Origin of the sequence: Halioglobus sp. HI00S01, from assembly GCF_001635445.1 — a bacterium.
In the GTDB taxonomy this organism is placed as follows: Bacteria; Pseudomonadota; Gammaproteobacteria; order Pseudomonadales; family Halieaceae; genus Halioglobus; species Halioglobus japonicus.
Map to the genome: position 1 here is coordinate 299,889 of NZ_LWEE01000265.1, position 17,911 is coordinate 317,799.

General features: G+C 57.4%; 13 protein-coding genes. All 13 read left to right on the top strand.

Features of this window, described 5'->3' with window-relative positions; all coding sequences use genetic code 11:
- Nucleotides 1-3 precede the first annotated feature (3 nt).
- The 13 genes from A3709_RS18750 (at nucleotide 4) to A3709_RS18810 (ending at nucleotide 17,911) form a co-directional block, all read left to right on the top strand.
- Nucleotides 4-2,868: an insulinase family protein gene (locus A3709_RS18750; RefSeq protein ID WP_231871245.1), complete on the top strand. Its 2,865-nt coding sequence runs from the start codon at nucleotides 4-6 to the stop codon at nucleotides 2,866-2,868.
- A 230-nt stretch (nucleotides 2,869-3,098) separates the two neighbouring features.
- On the top strand, nucleotides 3,099-5,750 hold the full coding sequence (aceE, locus tag A3709_RS18755) for a pyruvate dehydrogenase (acetyl-transferring), homodimeric type (RefSeq protein WP_066058142.1): 2,652 nt from the start codon (nucleotides 3,099-3,101) through the stop codon (nucleotides 5,748-5,750).
- 15 nt (nucleotides 5,751-5,765) lie between these two features.
- Nucleotides 5,766-7,388: a dihydrolipoyllysine-residue acetyltransferase gene (gene aceF / locus A3709_RS18760; protein ID WP_066058146.1), complete on the top strand. Its 1,623-nt coding sequence runs from the start codon at nucleotides 5,766-5,768 to the stop codon at nucleotides 7,386-7,388.
- Nucleotides 7,389-7,483: 95 nt separating this feature from the next.
- Nucleotides 7,484-8,380 carry a hypothetical protein gene (locus A3709_RS18765; protein ID WP_066058148.1) on the top strand — a complete coding sequence of 299 codons (897 nt, stop codon included), beginning with the start codon at nucleotides 7,484-7,486 and terminating at the stop codon, nucleotides 8,378-8,380.
- Nucleotides 8,377-9,207 carry a mannosyl-3-phosphoglycerate phosphatase gene (locus tag A3709_RS18770; protein ID WP_066058151.1) on the top strand — a complete coding sequence of 277 codons (831 nt, stop codon included), beginning with the start codon at nucleotides 8,377-8,379 and terminating at the stop codon, nucleotides 9,205-9,207. The genes A3709_RS18765 and A3709_RS18770 overlap by 4 nt, the downstream gene beginning before the upstream one ends.
- Before the next feature lie 16 nt (nucleotides 9,208-9,223).
- Nucleotides 9,224-10,453 (top strand): glycosyl transferase, encoded by a 1,230-nt coding sequence (locus tag A3709_RS18775; protein WP_066058153.1) that lies wholly within the window; start codon nucleotides 9,224-9,226, stop codon nucleotides 10,451-10,453.
- 8 nt (nucleotides 10,454-10,461) lie between these two features.
- Complete coding sequence (locus A3709_RS18780; RefSeq protein WP_066058156.1) at nucleotides 10,462-12,237, top strand: sugar phosphorylase; 1,776 nt, start codon at nucleotides 10,462-10,464, stop codon at nucleotides 12,235-12,237.
- A gap of 73 nt (nucleotides 12,238-12,310) precedes the next feature.
- Nucleotides 12,311-13,501, top strand: a complete 1,191-nt coding sequence (fabV, locus tag A3709_RS18785) for an enoyl-ACP reductase FabV (RefSeq protein ID WP_066058159.1) — start codon at nucleotides 12,311-12,313, stop codon at nucleotides 13,499-13,501.
- A gap of 2 nt (nucleotides 13,502-13,503) precedes the next feature.
- Nucleotides 13,504-14,340, top strand: coding sequence for an MBL fold metallo-hydrolase (locus A3709_RS18790; protein WP_066058162.1), 837 nt, complete (start codon nucleotides 13,504-13,506; stop codon nucleotides 14,338-14,340).
- 161 nt (nucleotides 14,341-14,501) lie between these two features.
- Nucleotides 14,502-16,079: a FadD3 family acyl-CoA ligase gene (locus tag A3709_RS18795; protein WP_066058638.1), complete on the top strand. Its 1,578-nt coding sequence runs from the start codon at nucleotides 14,502-14,504 to the stop codon at nucleotides 16,077-16,079.
- The gene (locus A3709_RS18800) at nucleotides 16,076-16,570 is read left to right on the top strand and encodes an Lrp/AsnC family transcriptional regulator (protein ID WP_066058164.1); all 495 of its coding nucleotides are present in this window, start codon (nucleotides 16,076-16,078) and stop codon (nucleotides 16,568-16,570) included. The genes A3709_RS18795 and A3709_RS18800 overlap by 4 nt, the downstream gene beginning before the upstream one ends.
- Nucleotides 16,560-17,024 (top strand): Lrp/AsnC family transcriptional regulator, encoded by a 465-nt coding sequence (locus tag A3709_RS18805; protein ID WP_066058167.1) that lies wholly within the window; start codon nucleotides 16,560-16,562, stop codon nucleotides 17,022-17,024. The genes A3709_RS18800 and A3709_RS18805 overlap by 11 nt, the downstream gene beginning before the upstream one ends.
- Nucleotides 17,025-17,038: 14 nt before the next feature.
- Nucleotides 17,039-17,911, top strand: coding sequence for a CoA transferase subunit A (locus tag A3709_RS18810; RefSeq protein ID WP_066058170.1), 873 nt, complete (start codon nucleotides 17,039-17,041; stop codon nucleotides 17,909-17,911).

Sequence of the window (17,911 nt, forward strand, 5' to 3'; positions counted from 1 at the left end):
TTCATGCCGCTTTCTCACTTTGGGCGCCAGTATCTGCTGCTGCCCCTGCTGTTTGCTGTTGTTTTTGTCGTGGGCTGTGCCGGCTCGCCAGACCCGGACAGCATGCAGCCAGTGCAGAGTCCCAATGACGACCGGCAGTATCGGTTGCTGACGCTCGACAACGAGATGCAGTTGCTCTTGATCTCTGATCCGCAGACTCCCAAGGCGGCGGCCTCGCTGGACATTAATATCGGTAGCGGTGATAACCCCGAAGGCCGTGGCGGCCTCGCTCATTTTCTGGAGCACATGCTGTTTCTGGGGACCGAGAAGTACCCGAACCCCGCTGAATACGAACAGTTTATTACCGAGCACGGCGGCAATCGCAATGCCTACACCAGCATGGAGCACACCAACTACTTTTTTGATGTAGATGCTGCATACCTTCCCGAGGCGCTCGATCGGTTCGCCCAGTTCTTCATCTCGCCGCGTTTCGATGAGGCCCTTATCGATAAAGAAAAGAACGCGGTGCAGTCCGAGTATCAAATGGGATTGAAGAGCGATTCGCGCCGCGGGCTTGATGTACTGCAGCAGGCGATGAACCCGGAACATCCTTTTAGCCAGTTTGCGGTAGGTAGCCTGGAGACGCTTGCTGATCGTCCCGACTCGAGTATCCGCGATGATTTGCTGGCGTTCTACGATAGCCACTACTCGGCCAATATCATGCGCCTGGTCGTGCTTGGGGAAGAGTCGCTGGATGAGCTTGAGGCCATGGTCGTGCCCATGTTTTCACCGGTGCCGAACAAATCGTTCCAGCATCAAAATATAGATGTACCTCTGTTTGCCTCAGGCGAGCTGCCAGCACTGTTACAGATTCAACCACAGGCGACGCGCCGGTTGCTCCAGGTACTGTTTCCACTGGGAGATTACCGCGACGACTACCAGGCCAAGCCCATGTCCTACCTGGGGAATCTGGTGGGCCATGAGGGAGAGGGCAGCCTCTTATCCCAGCTCAAGGCCGAAGGTCTGGCTGAGTCTCTGGCAGCCGGATCCGGCCTGGGTTGGCGCGGCGGCTCATTGTTCAGCGTGTCCGTAACGTTGACCGAGCAGGGCGTCGCCAACTATGACCGCGTCGTTCAGCTCTTGTTCGCTTATCTGGAGGTGGTTCGTGAAGCGGGCCCTAAAGAGTGGCTGTATGACGAGCAGGCCCGCGTGGCTGACCTGGCGTTCCGTTTCAAAGAGCGCGCCGAGCCGATCAATTACGTTGCCTCACTGGCCAGCAGCATGCACTACTTTGCGCCAGAGGATGTGTTGCGCGGTAACTACATGATGACGGATTACCAGGCGCAGATGCTTCGGGAAGTGGTTGCTCAGCTGACCCCGGACAACGCACTCGTGGTACTCGATGATCAGAGTGTGAGCACGGACAAGGTCTCGCCGTACTACGGTGTTCCCTATTCGCTGGCTCCCGCGTCTGCGGCGCAGCTCGCTGGGTGGGAAGCAAGCCCGGGGGATGTCGCGCTGGCCCTACCAGAGCCCAATGAGTTTATCGTCGACAATGTGGCGCTGGTTGATGTCGGTCAGGAGATGGTCGGTAATCCGCAGCGCGTGTTGAATGAGCCGCGCAAGCGGATCTGGTTTGCTCAGGACGATGAATTTCGCATTCCCAAGGGGGCTTTGTACGTTAATTTCCGCTCGCCACTCGCGGGCCAGAGTGCAGAGCAGGCTGCGCGGGCATCGCTATACACCGCGGTAATACGCGATCAGGTAAATGAATACACCTATCCGGCCTTGCTGGCGGGTTTGAATTTCAGCTTCTACAAGCACGCCCAGGGGATTAGCCTGCGCATCAGTGGCTATACCGACAAACAGTTTGTATTGCTCAAAGACATCCTCGAAGACATTGCTGAGGGTGACTTTGAAACGCAGCGGGTTGAGAACATTCGAAAGGATATGATCCGGGGTTTGGAAAACGCGGTTGCCAAGCGACCTTCCAGCCAGGTGTTCGACGATTTACGAGAATCACTGTTGCACGGAGAGTGGGGTGAGCAGGCGCTGATCGATGCCCTGCGCAATACCGATCAGGCAACGCTGGGCAACTATGCCGAGGCTTTCTGGCAAAGTGCCACCGCCGAGGCGCTGGTGTACGGAAATTATGAGCTGCCCGCTACCAAAGAACTGGCGAAGATGCTCGATATGGTTGTGCCCGAGGGGGCGCCACCGCAGTTGCCTCCGCTGCAGGTGACCAGCCTGACTGAAGGTGAGCAGGCGTTATACCCGGTGACTGTGCAGCATGACGACTCCGTGCTCGCGTGGTACCTGCAAGGGGCTGGGAATAGCTGGGATGATCGCGCTGCGACGGCGCTTACTGCCCAGATCATGAAGTCAGGCTTCTTCCAGCAGCTGCGTACCGAGCAACAATTAGGCTATATCGTCCAGGCATTTTCGTGGCCGCAGTTTGACGTGCCCGGCCTGGTGATGCTGATTCAGTCACCGGTGGCTGACGGTGCCAGCCTCGCCTCCGCCATGCAGGCCTTTATGGCCGGAGTCGAGGGTGATCTGGATGAGGCCCAGTTTGCCCGTCATCAACGCGCGCTGGTGAACGAAATCAATCGCCCACAGAAGAACCTGTGGGAGCGGGCCGAGTTCTACTGGCAGTCTATTGCCAAAAAACGCTTCGAGTTTGATGGTCGTGAGCAATTGGCGGCCGCGGTTGAAGCGCTGACCATGGAATCCTGGAGCGCTTACTACCAGGAACACTTCCTCAGTGAGGCGCGTTCACTGCAAGTTGTCGCGCCCGGCAAGTGGGGCAGATTACCCGCTGGTGAGCAAACTCGGTACTCCTCGGCTGCCGATATCAAGGCATCTCACGGTTATTACCAGGTTCAGTGATTCTTGTAACAAAACTACAGAATCGACAATAAATGCCGCTATTTTGCATGCCAAAATAGAACTAATATTCCATTTTAGTCGCACATAGAGTAATATTTTTACAAAAAAGGCCGCCCGGAAGCGATTTCCCGGCGGCTTTGTTCGTATTTACTATACTGGGATGGCGGCTATTTCTTTATTAAGTTCTAAAAAGATACCCTCAAGATCCCCCATATTTGCAGGTGTAGGGCATGGCAGACGATAAAGATCCGATTGAAACCAAAGAGTGGCTGGATGCCCTCGATGAAGTGATTCGCAATAGTGGTCCGGAAAGGGCTAATTACCTGATGATGGCCCTGGGACGCCATGCACTGGATAACCGGGTCAAGCTGCCTGATTCGATCACCACGCCCTTTGTGAACACGATCTCCGCCGACGACGAGAAGCGGATGCCAGGTGACTTGTTCATGGAGCGGCGCATTCGCTCACTGGTGCGCTGGAACGCCCTCGCCATGGTGATGCGGGCCAACGACAATGACGAAGGTCTGGGCGGCCATATCTCCAGCTTCTCGTCCAGCGCCACCCTCTACGATGTGGGTTTCAACTATTTTTTCCGTGGCAGTGACGGCGATCACCCCGGAGATCTTGTGTTCTACCAGGGCCATTCAGCACCGGGCATGTACGCCCGCTCTTTCCTGGAAGGGCGCCTGAGTGAGGCGCAGCTGGATAATTTCCGCCGTGAAGTCGACGGCAATGGCCTGTCCTCTTATCCGCATCCCTGGTTGATGCCCGACTACTGGCAGTTTCCCACCGTCTCCATGGGGCTGGGCCCCATCCAGGCCATTTACCAGGCGCGCGTCATGAAGTATCAGCAGCACCGCGGTCTGGTGGATCACGGTGATCGCAATGTCTGGTGTTTCATGGGCGACGGCGAGTGTGATGAGCCCGAATCTCTGGGCGCTATCTCTCTGGCGGGCCGCGAAAAAATGGGTAACCTCAACTTTGTCATCAACTGCAACCTGCAGCGCCTCGATGGCCCGGTGCGTGGCAACGGCAAGATTATCCAGGAGCTCGAGGGCGTGTTCCGCGGCGCTGGCTGGAATGTGATCAAGGTCATCTGGGGTCGCAAATGGGACTCACTGCTGGCCAAGGACGAGTCCGGTCGCCTGCGCCAGCGTATGGATGAGGTTTGCGACGGTGAGTTGCAGAACTACAAGTACAACGGTGGCGCCTACACACGCGAGCATTTCTTCGGCAAATACCCTGAGAGCCTTGAGTTGGTGAAGGACCTGTCAGACGAGGAGATTATGTACCTCAACCGTGGCGGTCACGATCCCTATAAGGTTTACGCCGCCTATGCCCAGGCCGTGGCGGAGACCGAGCGCCCCACGGTGATTCTGGCCATGACAGTAAAAGGTTATGGCATGGGTGAAGCCGGCGAGGCGAACAATGAAACCCACTCGCTTAAAAAGTTGGATATGGACAGCCTCAAGGCCTTCCGCGACCGTTTCGGTATTCCTATCGGCGACGAAGCCCTCGCCGACGTACCTTACTACAAGCCTGCCGAAGACAGCCCCGAGATGCGTTATATGCGCCAGCGCCGAGAGGAGTTGGGGGGCATGATTCCCGCGCGCCGCAGCGAGATGGAGCTGCTGCAAACACCGCCGCTGGATGCGTTTGCCAAACAACTGGAAAGCAGCGGCAAACGCGCTATTTCCACCACCATGGCTTTTGTCAGGCTGCTCTCCAACCTGGTCAAGGACAAGGCCATTGGCGAGCGAATTGTGCCCATTGTGCCTGATGAAGCACGCACTTTCGGCATGGAGGGCATGTTCCGTCAGCTGGGTATTTATTCGTCTGTGGGGCAGCGTTACACGCCCCATGACGCCGGCCAGATCATGTTTTACAAGGAAGATATCAAGGGCCAGATTCTCGAGGAGGGCATTAACGAAGCTGGCGCCTTCTCCGCCTGGCTGGCGGCGGCAACGTCCTACAGCACCAGCGCCTACCCCATGGTGCCGTTCTATATTTACTACTCGATGTTCGGCTTCCAGCGGATTGGCGATCTGGCCTGGGCGGCGGGCGATTGCCAGGCCCGGGGCTTTCTTATTGGTGCCACCGCTGGACGCACCACGCTAAACGGTGAGGGTTTGCAGCACCAGGATGGCCACAGTCATTTGCAGGCCAGCACTATCCCCAATTGCGTCAGCTATGACCCAGCTTATGCCTACGAACTGGCAGTTATTATTCAGGACGGCTTGCACCGCATGTACGAACTGGGTGAGAACAAGTTCTATTACATCACCACCATGAACGAAAACTACGTGCAGCCGGCTATGCCTGAAGGCGTTCAGGAAGGCATTATCAAGGGCATGTATAGCCTGCGCAAAAGTGAGGCAGGGCACTCGCTGAGTGCTCAACTCATGGGTGCGGGGACCATTCTGCGCGAGGTGGAAGCTGCCGCAGAGATTCTCGAATCCAGGTACAACGTTAATGCGGATGTCTGGAGCCTAACCTCCATCAATGAGCTGCAGCGCGAAGGCAAGGCGGCGACGCGCTGGAATATGCTGCACCCGGAGGAGGCGCCGCGTGTGCCCTACGTTACTCAGCTGCTGGACGGCACGTCAGGTCCGGTCGTGGTGGCCACGGATTACATGAAATCCTATGCCGACCAGATTCGCGAGTTTATTCCCGGGCATTTCACGGCATTGGGGACCGACGGCTTTGGCCGTTCCGATACCCGCTCACGCTTGCGTGATTTCTTCGAGGTAAGCCGCGAATTTGTCGTGCTGGCAACGCTCAAGGCACTGGCGGATGAAGGTGCTATCGAGGCGTCGGTGGTCACCGCCGCCATGGCTGATCTCGGTATTTCCGCCGATAAATTTGACCCCCTCACGGTATAAGAAAAGGATAATCACGTGGCTAAGCAACAAGTAACAGTACCGGATATTGGCGGCGCCGAAGGGGCTGAGGTTATCGAGCTTCTCGTCGCGGTTGGGGATGCAGTTGAGGTTGATCAGGGCCTCTGTGTGCTGGAATCCGATAAGGCTTCCATGGAGATTCCGTCGTCGGCGGCGGGAGTGGTTGTGGAAATTCTGGTCGCCGAAGGTCAGGAATTAGCTGAGGGCGCACCGGTCGCGGTTATCGATACCGGCGCTGAGGCGGAGGCAGAACCTGCTGAGCCGGCGCCGGCGGATACTCAGCCTGAAGCAGCGCCCACGGCTGAGCCTGCTGCTGTACCTGCAGCCGCCCCTGCGGCTACAGAGGTGGCGTCCGAAGTCGTCCCTGTGCCAGATATCGGCACTGATGACGCGGTGGAGCTGATCGAGATCGCAGTCAGCGTTGGCGATGATGTGTCTGAAGGTGATTCGCTGGTCGTGCTTGAATCTGACAAGGCCTCCATGGAGGTTCCCGCACCCTTTGCCGGTGAGGTGGTAGAGATCCGCGTCAATGAAGGTGACCAGGTCAAACAGGGCGACGAACTGGTCGTGCTGAAGGGCGCGCAAGTTGTAGCTGCACCCGCGTCCGCGCCGGCTCCAGCGCAAGAAGAGGCACCGGCAGAATCACCCGCGGCGCCAGCGCCTGTCGCCGCGGCAGTGCCCCCGGCAACCCCGGCGGTGGCCCCGGCTTCGGGTGGCAGTGTTTATGCCGGGCCCGCAGTACGCAAGTTGGCCAGGGAATTTGGTGTGCCGCTGGGCGAAGTGACCGGAACCGGTCCGCGCGGCAGGGTGCTCAAGGAAGACTTGCACAGCTTTGTGCAGCAACGACTCAAGGCGCCTGCGGCGGCATCTACCAGTGGAGGCGCCGGTATTCCCGACATTCCGGAAGTAGACTTCGGACAGTTCGGGGAAGTCGAGACCACCGCGCGCTCAAAAATGGACAAGGTTACCGCCAGCAACATGCAGCGCAGCTGGCTGAATGTGCCCCATGTGACGCAATATGACGACGCCGATATCACCGATCTGGAGGCGTTCCGCGCGAGCATGAAGGCTGAAGCCGAGCGCCGTGGCACTAAACTCACACCCATGCCGTTTATTCTGAAAGCCTGCGCTGTCGCACTGCGGGATAATCCCAAGTTCTGTTCCTCTCTGGCCGACGGCGGTGAGTCACTGGTGTATAAAAAATACATCCATATCGGCATGGCCGTGGATACCCCGGCCGGGCTGGTGGTGCCCGTGATTCGAGACGTCGACAAGAAGTCGATCTGGGAACTCTCCGAAGAAGTGCTGGCCATGGCAGCCAAGGCGCGTGACCGCAAGCTGCGCCCTGTTGATATGCAGGGCGGATGCTTCACGGTGTCCAGTCTGGGTGGTATTGGCGGTACCGGATTCACGCCCATCGTCAATGCACCGGAGGTAGGTATTCTCGGCGTGTCCCGGGCGGACATGAAGCCGGTTTGGAATGGCAGTGAATTCGCTCCGCGCAAAATGCTGCCCTTGTCGCTGTCCTATGACCACCGTGTGATTAACGGTGGTGATGGCGGCCGGTTCATGAGTCAGCTGGTGTCGCTGTTGGGCGATATTCGTCAGATCATCATGTAGCCACTCCCCGTTCTGGTGCCAGTGGCCGATTTTGGTGCTATTGGCACAGAACCTGCTACATTCGGGGTAATTCCATTGTGCAAGGTGGCTAAACCATGGCAGAGCGAGGGCAAGACTGGCAGCAGGCGTTTTTGCAAGCGCATGCCCTGCCGCCTGACTACCTCCCCTCTGCACTGAAATGGTTCGCGCCGGTGGCCCAATTATTGGTCGAGCACCAAGGTAGTGCAGGGCGATCCATTCTTGTAGGGATTAATGGCAGTCAGGGCTCTGGCAAAACCACGCTATCGGATTACCTGGTGGCGCATTTCAGGGCTGAATACGGTCTTGAGGCGCTGGCCCTGTCTCTCGATGACTTCTATCTAACGCTCGCTGAGCGGGAATCCCTGGCAGAGCACAGTCATCCGCTGTTCCTGACCCGTGGTGTACCCGGCACCCACGACATGGCCCTGCTGCAGTCGACGCTGCAGGCGCTGCTGGCCGGTGAGACTCCGGCGGTTCCCCGCTTTGACAAAGCCATCGACGATCGTCGCCCCGAATGCGATTGGGATCAGCCGGCGCGTCCGGTCGACATTATTCTACTAGAGGGCTGGTGCCTGGGGGCGCAAGCTGTCGAGAAAGACGCACTGGTCGCCCCAATCAATGCGCTTGAGCGTGAGCAAGATGCTGACGGCCAGTGGCGCCGCCGGGTCAATAACGTCCTTGCCAGACCCTTTCCTGAGCTTTATGCACTGGTGGACCAGTGGTTGATGCTCAAGGCCCCCTCATTTGATTGCGTTTATCGCTGGCGGCTTGAGCAGGAGCAGAAATTGGCTGCCTTTCGCTCTGGCCGCGGGGTGATGTCCGCCGAAGGTGTCGCCCAGTTTGTACAGTTCTATCAGCGGATTACTGAACAATGCCTCGCCGATTTGCCCGGGAAGGTGAATCACCTGTTCACGCTCGATGAGGCGCGGCGAATTGAAAGCTACCTGGCGGCACCGGGAGTGCGGCTGTGACCCCGAGGCTGGTGTTTACCGATCTCGATGGGTCGCTGCTGGATCACGATACCTATAGTTTCGAGCCGGCCTTGCCCGTGCTAGCCATACTGCTAGAGCAGGGTATTCCGCTGATTCCGGTCACAAGCAAGACCCGTGCAGAGGTAGAGCGCTTGCGCCAGCACCTGGACAACGCCGATCCGTTCATCGTGGAAAACGGTGCCGCGGTGATGATTCCCGTTGGCTATTTCGCGCAGCAGCCAGCAGATACTGAAGTCCGTGGCAGCTACTGGGTTCATGAACTGAGTGCACCACGCGAGGTTTGGCAGGCGCAGCTGCAGACGCTGCGGTCGGACTACGCCGGACAATTTGAGACCTTTGCAGATATGGGGCCATCAGGCATTGCCCAGGGGACAGGGTTGGCATTGGCTGACGCTGAGTTAGCCAATTGTCGTGAGTACAGTGAACCGCTGCGCTGGTTGGGCTCGGTAGAGGACCGCAGCGAATTTATTGAGCGATTACGTCACGCGGGTGCCACGCCATTACAAGGAGGGCGCTTTCTGTCCGTGGCCGGGGCCTGCGATAAGGGGCGGGCGCTGCGCTGGTTGCGCGGTGCTTATCAGCAGGCTCTCGAGGCGTCTACCGTGGACGACCTTGCTGCTGGCGACAGTGGCAATGACGTGGCAATGCTGGAGGCGGCGGGTACCGCGCTTGTCATCCGCTCTCCGGTACATGATTTTCCGGTGGTTAAACGCGACAACCAACTCATGCACAGTCGGGCTTTTGGCCCGGCAGGCTGGGCGGAAGGTGTGCTTGAGTGGCTGGCTATTGCTGACCACAACGATTGATTAAGGAACGAAATACATGGGTGATTTTTACCAGAACGGCATCATTACCACGCTGCATAACCTCTCCGATCGACCGCTCAAAGAGTTGGAGGCGGATCTGCAGGCGTTTTCTCGCGAACGTCCTATGGGGTTGATTCTGCCGTCACTGTATTCGGAGTTGGAGGGCGAGGCGATGCCCAAGATACTGGACGAACTCCAGGGCGCCGGTTATCTGTCGGAAATTGTGATCGGTCTGGATCGGGCGACCGAGGACCAGTATCGCCAGGCACTGGGTTTTTTTGAACAATTGCCGCAGCGCCACCGGGTGCTCTGGAATGATGGGCCGCGTCTTAAAGCACTGGACGAGCAGCTCCAGGCCCAGGATCTGGCGCCCAAGGAATTGGGCAAGGGGCGCAATGTCTGGTATTGCATGGGTTATACGCTGGCATCCAATCGCACCGAATCTGTGGCTTTGCACGACTGTGACATCGTGACCTACGAACGCTCCATGCTGGCACGGCTGATCTACCCGGTGGCCCATCCGCGATTCAACTATGAGTTCTGCAAGGGTTATTACGCCCGGGTTGCCGGCGGCAAGATTAACGGTCGTGTAAGCCGTCTGTTGGTGACACCGCTATTGCGCGCATTGAAAAAATGTCTGGGTGATATGGAGTACCTGGATTACATGGATAGCTTCCGTTATCCGCTGGCGGGGGAGTTCTCCTTCCGTCGAGATGTGCTCAATGACATTCGTATTCCCAGTGACTGGGGGCTAGAGATCGGCGTTCTGTCCGAGATGTATCGCAACTACGCCAACAATCGCCTGTGCCAGGCAGACATCGCCGATGTATATGATCACAAGCATCAGGAACTTTCCGCCAACGATGATCAGGGTGGGTTGTCGAGAATGTCCATCGATATCACCAAGGCGTTAATTCGCAAGCTGGCGACCCGGGGTGTGACGTTTAATACAGAGTTGTTTCGTTCCCTGAAGGCCACTTACTACCGTATTGCCCTGGATTTTGTGGAGACCTATCACAACGATGCAGTAATGAATGGCCTAACATTGGATATTCACAATGAGGAAAAAGCGGTGGAGATGTTTGCCGAGAATATTATGAAGGCAGGCGAAGCGTTTCTGGCGCGGCCCATGGAGCGTCCCTTTATTCCCAGTTGGAGCAGGGTGATCAGCGCCTTGCCTGATGTGCTCGAACAGCTTCACGAGGCGGTTGAGGCCGATCACCGCGATTTCGGGCAGGGGGGCTAGCGGGCACCATGCAACAGCGCGACAGCGATCAGGCCCATTTACTGGACCGGGTTCAACACCATGTTGACCTGATATACCGAACCAACCCACTGTCGGTGAACCTGGACAGCCTGGCTACATCACTGCTGGAACTGATGCGCCTCGATCCTGCTGCAGCACCACCGCCGCAGTACGTGAATCACTGGAGCCAGCGCGACGCCATTGCAATTACCTACGGCGATAGCATTCTCAGGGAAGGTGAAAAGCCCCTGGTGACATTAAAACGTTTTTTCGATCAGCACAGCGAGGGCTTGCTGACAGGAGTGCATATTCTGCCGTTTTGTCCCTGGAGTTCAGACGATGGATTTTCGGTGCTCGATTATTCCAGCGTGAATGAAGCATTGGGTACCTGGGATGACGTCGAAGCCATCGCTGGCAGTTACGACCTCATGGCGGACCTGGTCATTAACCACTGTTCTGCGCGCAGCCTGTGGTTCCAGAATTTTCTCAAGGGTGAAACGCCGGGCAAGGGGTACTTTTTTACCGCATCGCCGGAGGATGATCTGAGTCAGGTGGTGCGGCCGCGCACGTCCGAGCTGCTGCGTGAAGTGGAGACCAGCGAGGGTACGCGGTACGTTTGGTGCACGTTCAGTCACGATCAGGTGGACCTGGATTTTCGCAACCCTGAGGTGCTCAGGCAGTTCGTCAGTATTGTCCGTCATTATCTCGACAACGGCGTGCGAATTTTCAGGCTAGATGCGGTGGCGTTCCTGTGGAAAGTCGCCGGTACCACCAGTCTTAATCTGGAGGAGACACACGAGGTAGTGCGGCTGTTGCGCACTTTGGTCGAGCACGCGGTTCCCGGTGCGCTGCTGATTACTGAAACCAATATCCCCAACCAGCAGAACCTGTCTTACTTTGGTAACTCCAATGAAGCCCACTGTATCTACAATTTCTCGCTGCCGCCGCTATTGGTCAACACGCTGGTCACCGGGAATTGCCAGCATCTGAAGATGTGGATGATGAGTATGCCTCCAGCCCAGAACGGCACGGCGTATTTCAATTTCATCGCCTCGCATGATGGTATTGGCTTGCGCCCTGCAGAGGGTTTGCTCAGTGATGCCGAGCTCACGTCATTGGTCGAGACCATGGGGCAATTTGGTGGTCATGTGTCTTACCGTGCCCTGGAAGATGGGCAGAGCAAGCCCTACGAGATCAATATCTCGCTGTTTGATGCCCTGCAAGGAACGACATCGGGGACTGATGAGTGGGGCGTGGAGCGCTTTGTGTGTGCGCATGCCATCATGCTTGGCCTGGAAGGCATACCGGGCATTTACATCCACAGCCTGCTGGGTACGCGCAATGACTATGACCGTGTAGAGAATGCCGGGCACTATCGCGCGATCAATCGGCATCAGTGGGACGATGAGGCGCTGGAGTCGGTGCTGTCGCGCGAGGATTCCAGTCACGCTCAAGTGTTCGCCCGTATCAAGGCGCTGCTGGCGATTCGCCGTGAGCAGGCAGCATTTCACCCCAATGCCACGCAGTTTACGCTGCATCTGGGTGATGCCGTTTTCGGTTTCTGGCGCCAGAGTATGGATCGCCGCCAGAGTGTGTTCTGTATCAGCAATATTTCCAATGCCGCTATACCATTGGCATTGTCGGATATTAACCTGATAGGCACCGATGATTGGGTGGACCTGATCAGCGGGACCCACTATCACGGCCGCGATGAGGTCATCGACGTGCATCCCTACCAGACAGTGTGGATTACTAACCTGGAGGGTCACTCCGGGGCCCTGTAACTGCATTTGTGCCAGCGAAGCTGTGTTAAACTCCCTGACCAGATAATGACGCAATTTCAGGGACCTTTAGCCAATGATCATCAAACCACGTGTGCGCGGTTTTCTTTGTATTACCACTCACCCCACCGGCTGTGAAGCCAATGTCAAAAAGCAGATCGACTATGTGAAAGCGCAGGGCCCGATTGAAGACGGCCCCAAGCGTGTGCTGGTGATTGGCGCTTCGACCGGTTATGGCCTGGCTTCGCGCATCAGCGCTGCTTTCGGTGCGGGCGCTTCCACCCTGGGTATTTTCTTCGAGAAAGAAGGCACCGAGCGCAAGCCCGGCACCGCCGGCTGGTATAACTCCGCGGCGTTCCACAAGTTCGCTGAAGAAGAGGGCCTGTATGCCAAGAGTATTAATGGCGACGCCTTCTCCGATGACATCAAGCAAAAGACGATTGAAACCATCAAGGCTGATATGGGCCAGGTGGATCTTGTGGTTTACAGCCTGGCCGCCCCGCGTCGCCAGCACCCGGTTACGGGCGAGGTTCACAATTCCACGCTTAAGCCGATCGGCAAGGATACCGTGCAAAAAGGTGTCAACACCGATAAGGAAGAAGTACAGGACTTCCATATTGAACAGGCCAACGATGACGAGATAGCCAACACCGTTGCCGTCATGGGCGGCGAAGACTGGCAGATGTGGATTGAAGCGCTGGATGCAGCGGGCGTGCTCGCTGATGGCGCCAAAACGACTGCTTACACCTATATCGGTGAAAAGCTGACCTGGGATATCTACTGGCACGGCACCATCGGTGCTGCCAAGAAAGATCTGGATAAGCGCGTCATCGATATTCGCGAGCGTCTGGCGGCCCAGGGTGGCGATGCCCGCGTCTCAGTGCTTAAAGCGGTAGTGACCCAGGCCAGTGCAGCTATTCCGGCCATGCCGATTTACCTGGCGTTGCTGTTCAAGGTGATGAAAGAAAACGGCACCCATGAGGGATGCATTGAGCAGGTTGATGGCCTGTTCCGCGATTCGCTCTATGGCGCTGAACCCTATCTCGACGAAGAGGGTCGTCTGCGGGCAGATCGCAAGGAGCTCGAACCCGCGGTGCAGGCGGCGGTAGCCGATCTTTGGCAGGATATTAATACTGACACGCTACACGATCTTTCCGACTTCGCTGGCTACAAGCGCGAATTCCTGCAGCTGTTCGGGTTCGAGGTTGACGGTGTTGATTATGAAGCCGATGTCGATCCAGTTGCGCCCATCGAGAACCTGGTGTAATCGTGCTTGATCACGGCGTACCGTTTCGTCTGAACGCCAGGGTCAGGCGTATTGTGGCTCCCAACCCCGGGGTGATGACCGGTGCGGGAACCAACACGTACCTGCTGGGGGATGAGCAGATTGCCGTGCTTGACCCTGGGCCGGCGATTCCCGAGCACATTGATGCCATCCTGGAAGCTGGCGGTGACAAGATCAAATGGGTGGTATGCACTCACACCCATCCGGACCACTCGCCCGCCTGGAAAGCTATTGCCGACGCCACCGGCGCCAAGCCCCTGGGTATGTCGCCAGAAGATAAAATGTTTCAGGATGAGACATTCAAGCCGATCTGGGAGCTTGAGCACGACGATGTGTTACGCAGCGACGAGTTCACGCTGCGGGCGGTTCATACGCCGGGTCATGTGAGCAACCATTTCTGCTTCTTTCTGGAAGAAGAGCGTATGTTGTTTGCTGGTGACCATATTATGAACGGTTCCACGGTTGTTATCGTACCGCCCAGCGGCGATATGAAGGCCTACATCGAGTCACTGCAGCTGTTGCTGGAGTACGATCTGGAGCTGATTGCACCGGGACACGGTGAGGTGATGGAAAATTCCAAGGCCATCGTGGAGTGGCTGGTGAACCATCGCCTGCAGCGTGAGGCTAAGGTCATCAAGGGCTTGCAGCACACCGGTCGGGCCAATCTCGATACGCTGGTCAAGGTGGTTTACGACGATGTCGATGAAGGTCTGCACGAGATGGCCAAACTGTCGATGAGTGCCCATTTGATCAAGTTGCAGCAGGAGCAAAAGGCCCTGCAGCACGCGGATGACGACAGTTGGGAGCTGGTCAACAGCTAAGTCTCTGTTTTCTTAGAACTTCTACGGATAGTGGGCGCTATTCTTAGAATAAATGGCGCTATTCGTAGAAAATTGAACCAATAGCTACGAAATCCGGTTGTTGGCCCCGTCGAAGGCGCCTATGATGCATCTCACTCGAATGCAGAGGGATGCCCGCAATCATGTCGGACGCCTACCAGCCCCGAACCCTGCCGCAGCTGGTCACCCAGGCCGCTGCCACTCATGGCGCACGCACGGCCATTACCGATGGCGATGTAACGCTTAGCTACACCCAGCTCGATGAGGCCCGGATTGCGGCCGGCCGGGCATTTATTGCTGCCGGGCTTGGGAAGGGCGACCGCATTGCCATCTGGGCTCCCAATATCTATCAGTGGATTATTGCCGCGATCGGTGCGCAGTCAGTAGGCGGCGTGCTGGTACCGCTGAATACCCGCATGAAAGGGGCAGAGGCGGCCTATGTGCTGCAAGCCAGCGGCGCGAAATTACTCTTTACCGTTGGCGACTTTCTGGGGGTGAACTACCCAGCACTGCTGCAGGAGCAGGCACTACCCGCGCTGGAGCAGGTGGTGATGCTAGACGGGGGTGACGGTGGAGTGTCTTGGGAGGTATTTCTGGCCGAGGGCGATTCTGTGGCTGCCCAAGAGGTGGCGGCCCGTGCCGATGAACTGACGCCAGATGATGTGCTCGACATCCTCTTTACATCCGGTACGACAGGCAATCCCAAGGGCGTGGTGACCTGTCATGGCCAAAATATCCGGACCTTTGAAAACTGGAGTGCTACGGTCGGTCTGCGCGCTGATGACAACTATCTGGTCATCAATCCCTTCTTCCATTCCTTCGGCTATAAAGCTGGCTGGCTGGCCTGCATTATCCGCGGCGCTCATATGTTGCCGGTAAAAAACTTCGACCTCGATGCGGTGATGGCGCAGATTGCCCGCGAACGTATCTCCATGATTCCCGGGCCGCCAACGATTTACCAATCGTTGCTGGCGCACCCGCAGCGCGCTGACTATGACTTGTCCAGCCTTCGCCTTGCAGTGACTGGTGCTGCACCGGTCCCGGTTTCGCTGGTCGAGCAAATGCGTGAGGCGTTGGGCTTTGAGGTGGTCGTCACCGCTTATGGACTCACGGAATCCTGCGGCGTGGTGTCGATCTGTAGGGCCGATGACAGCGCGGAGCGCATTTCCCACAGTTCGGGAAAAGCCATGGACGGTGTTGAGATGAAATGTGTCGACGCCGCCGGGACTACTGTGGCAGCTGGCCAAGAGGGCGAAATTTGGTTCCGCGGCTTCAACATGATGCGCGGCTATCTCGATAACCCCGAGGAGACTGCGAAGACCGTGACCGTCGATGGTTGGCTCAAAACCGGTGACGTTGGCGTGATGGACGCAGAAGGTTATGTGCGCATTACCGACCGCATCAAGGACATGTTTATTGTCGGTGGCTTCAACACCTATCCGGCAGAGATCGAAAATATTCTCTGTGGCATGCCCGGCGTAGCACGCGCTGCCGTCATTGGTGTGCCCGACGAGCGTATGGGTGAGGTCGCCCGGGCGTATATTGTGCGCGAGGCGGGTGCCGACCTTGATGAGGCCGCGGTCATTGCCTGGTCCCGCGAGCAAATGGCGAATTATAAAGTGCCCCGCAGCGTCGGATTCCTCAACGAGTTTCCCATGAACGCCGGTGGCAAAATCTTGAAGAATAACCTGCGCGACCTGGCGGCAAAGGAGCTGGCATGAACCTCGCCGCGACCAGCGACCAGTCTGCGCCGATTGAGCTCGACGCCACCGATGTGGGCATCATCGAGCTGCTGCGAAAAGACGGTCGCATGGCGTTCCGCGCCATTGCGCGAGAGCTGAATATTACTGAGGCCACCGTGCGCAGCCGGGTGCGCCGCCTCGAAGAATCAAACACCATGCGTGTCGTCGCCGTGACAGATACCCAGGCCGCTGGCTTTGACATGCTGTTGGCCGTAGGTGTGCAGGTAGAGGGCAGGGCGCCGGAAGAGGTTGCCCGCGACCTGGCCAGTATTCCTGAGGTGTTCTCGGTGAACGCAGTAGTAGGCGCTCACGATATAGAGATTCTTGTTGTGGCGCCTGATCAACAGGGCCTGAATGCACTGCTCAGTGACACCCTAGGTACCTTACCTGGTGTGCGCAAGTTAACCCCATCACTGGCGGTCGATGTACTCAAGAATCAACCGGACTGGGNGCCGTTTCATGACGCGTAGGCTGGACGAGGTGGATGCCGCCATTGTTGAGCGTCTGGCGCCGGACGCCCGCATCAGCAATCGTGAAATTGCTGAGAGCCTGGGTGTGAGTGAAGGTACCGTGAGGGCGCGTATCAAGCGCATGGAAGAAGAACGCCAGGTGCGCATTACCGCGGTCACCAATATCGATCGCTTTGACAATCACGCGCTGGCCTATATCTGGATCGAGGTAGAGCGCAGTGACCAGGCGCGCGAGGTAGCGAGCCGACTGGCCGAAGTGGGAGAGCTGGGTTTTGTCGGCGTCATGCTGGGGCGCTCTGACATCCTGGCGATCACCATGGTCCGCAATGCCGAGCACCTCGCGCACTTTATTCACGACCGAATTACCAGCATCGAGGGCGTGCGTCGCACTGAAAGTACCCTCGGCGTCAATTTCATCAAACACGATTACCGCATGGCGCGGATCGTTAGTTAAGTAAGGAAAACGACATGAACAAGCAGATGACAGCGGCTGACGTCGTCGCTCAACTGGAAGATGGCATGACCATCGGCATTGGCGGTTGGGGGCCGCGGCGCAAGCCGATGGCGCTGGTGCGGGAAATTCTGCGCTCTGNCCTCAAGGATCTCACCGTGGTGTCCTACGGTGGCGCCGACGTGGGCATGCTCTGTGCGGCCGGCAAGTTGAAAACGGTGGTATTCGCGTTTGTGTCACTGGATTTTATCCCGCTGGAGCCTTACTTCCGTCAGGCGCGTCAGTCAGGTGCCATCGAGGTGATGGAAATTGATGAGGGCATGATGTTGCTGGGGCTGCGCGCCGCTGCCTGGGGTGTGCCTTACATCCCCACCGAGGTTGGTCTGGGTACAGACATCGTGACCAAGAACCCCGACATCAAGGTGATTGATAGCCCTTACGATGACAAAGAGTGGGTCGCCATGCCGGCACTGAAGCTCGACGCGTCATTGATTCACGCTGACCGCGCTGACGAGCGCGGGGTCTGCCAGATCGCCGGCCCCGATCATTATATGGACGACTGGTTCGCTCGCGCCGCCGAAAAGACCTTTGTCTCCTGTGACGAGCTGGTTGCCACCGAATACTTCCACGACCCTGCCCAGGCTCGCCTGGTGCACTGGGAACGCTCGCAGACGACAGGTGTGGTGCCTATTGCCGGTGGCGCGCACCCGACCTCTTGCTCACCGATGTATGGCTTCGATGTGCCCCACTTCAAGGCCTACACAGGCTCTGCGAAAGAGGGCGGTATCCAGGCGTACTTCGATAAGTACCTGGGTGCCTCTGAGGAGGAGTACCAGCAGAACGTCGGTGGCCTCGACGCCATCCGCGCCATTGAATTGCCCACTTACTGA

Coding starts and splice junctions, on each gene's coding strand:
- A3709_RS18750 (WP_231871245.1), top strand. CDS start 4: ATGCCGCTTTCTCACTTTGGGCGCCAGTATCTGCTGCTGCCCCTGCTG.
- A3709_RS18765 (WP_066058148.1), top strand. CDS start 7,484: ATGGCAGAGCGAGGGCAAGACTGGCAGCAGGCGTTTTTGCAAGCGCAT.
- A3709_RS18775 (WP_066058153.1), top strand. CDS start 9,224: ATGGGTGATTTTTACCAGAACGGCATCATTACCACGCTGCATAACCTC.
- aceE (WP_066058142.1), top strand. CDS start 3,099: ATGGCAGACGATAAAGATCCGATTGAAACCAAAGAGTGGCTGGATGCC.
- A3709_RS18780 (WP_066058156.1), top strand. CDS start 10,462: ATGCAACAGCGCGACAGCGATCAGGCCCATTTACTGGACCGGGTTCAA.
- A3709_RS18805 (WP_066058167.1), top strand. CDS start 16,560: ATGACGCGTAGGCTGGACGAGGTGGATGCCGCCATTGTTGAGCGTCTG.
- fabV (WP_066058159.1), top strand. CDS start 12,311: ATGATCATCAAACCACGTGTGCGCGGTTTTCTTTGTATTACCACTCAC.
- A3709_RS18795 (WP_066058638.1), top strand. CDS start 14,502: ATGTCGGACGCCTACCAGCCCCGAACCCTGCCGCAGCTGGTCACCCAG.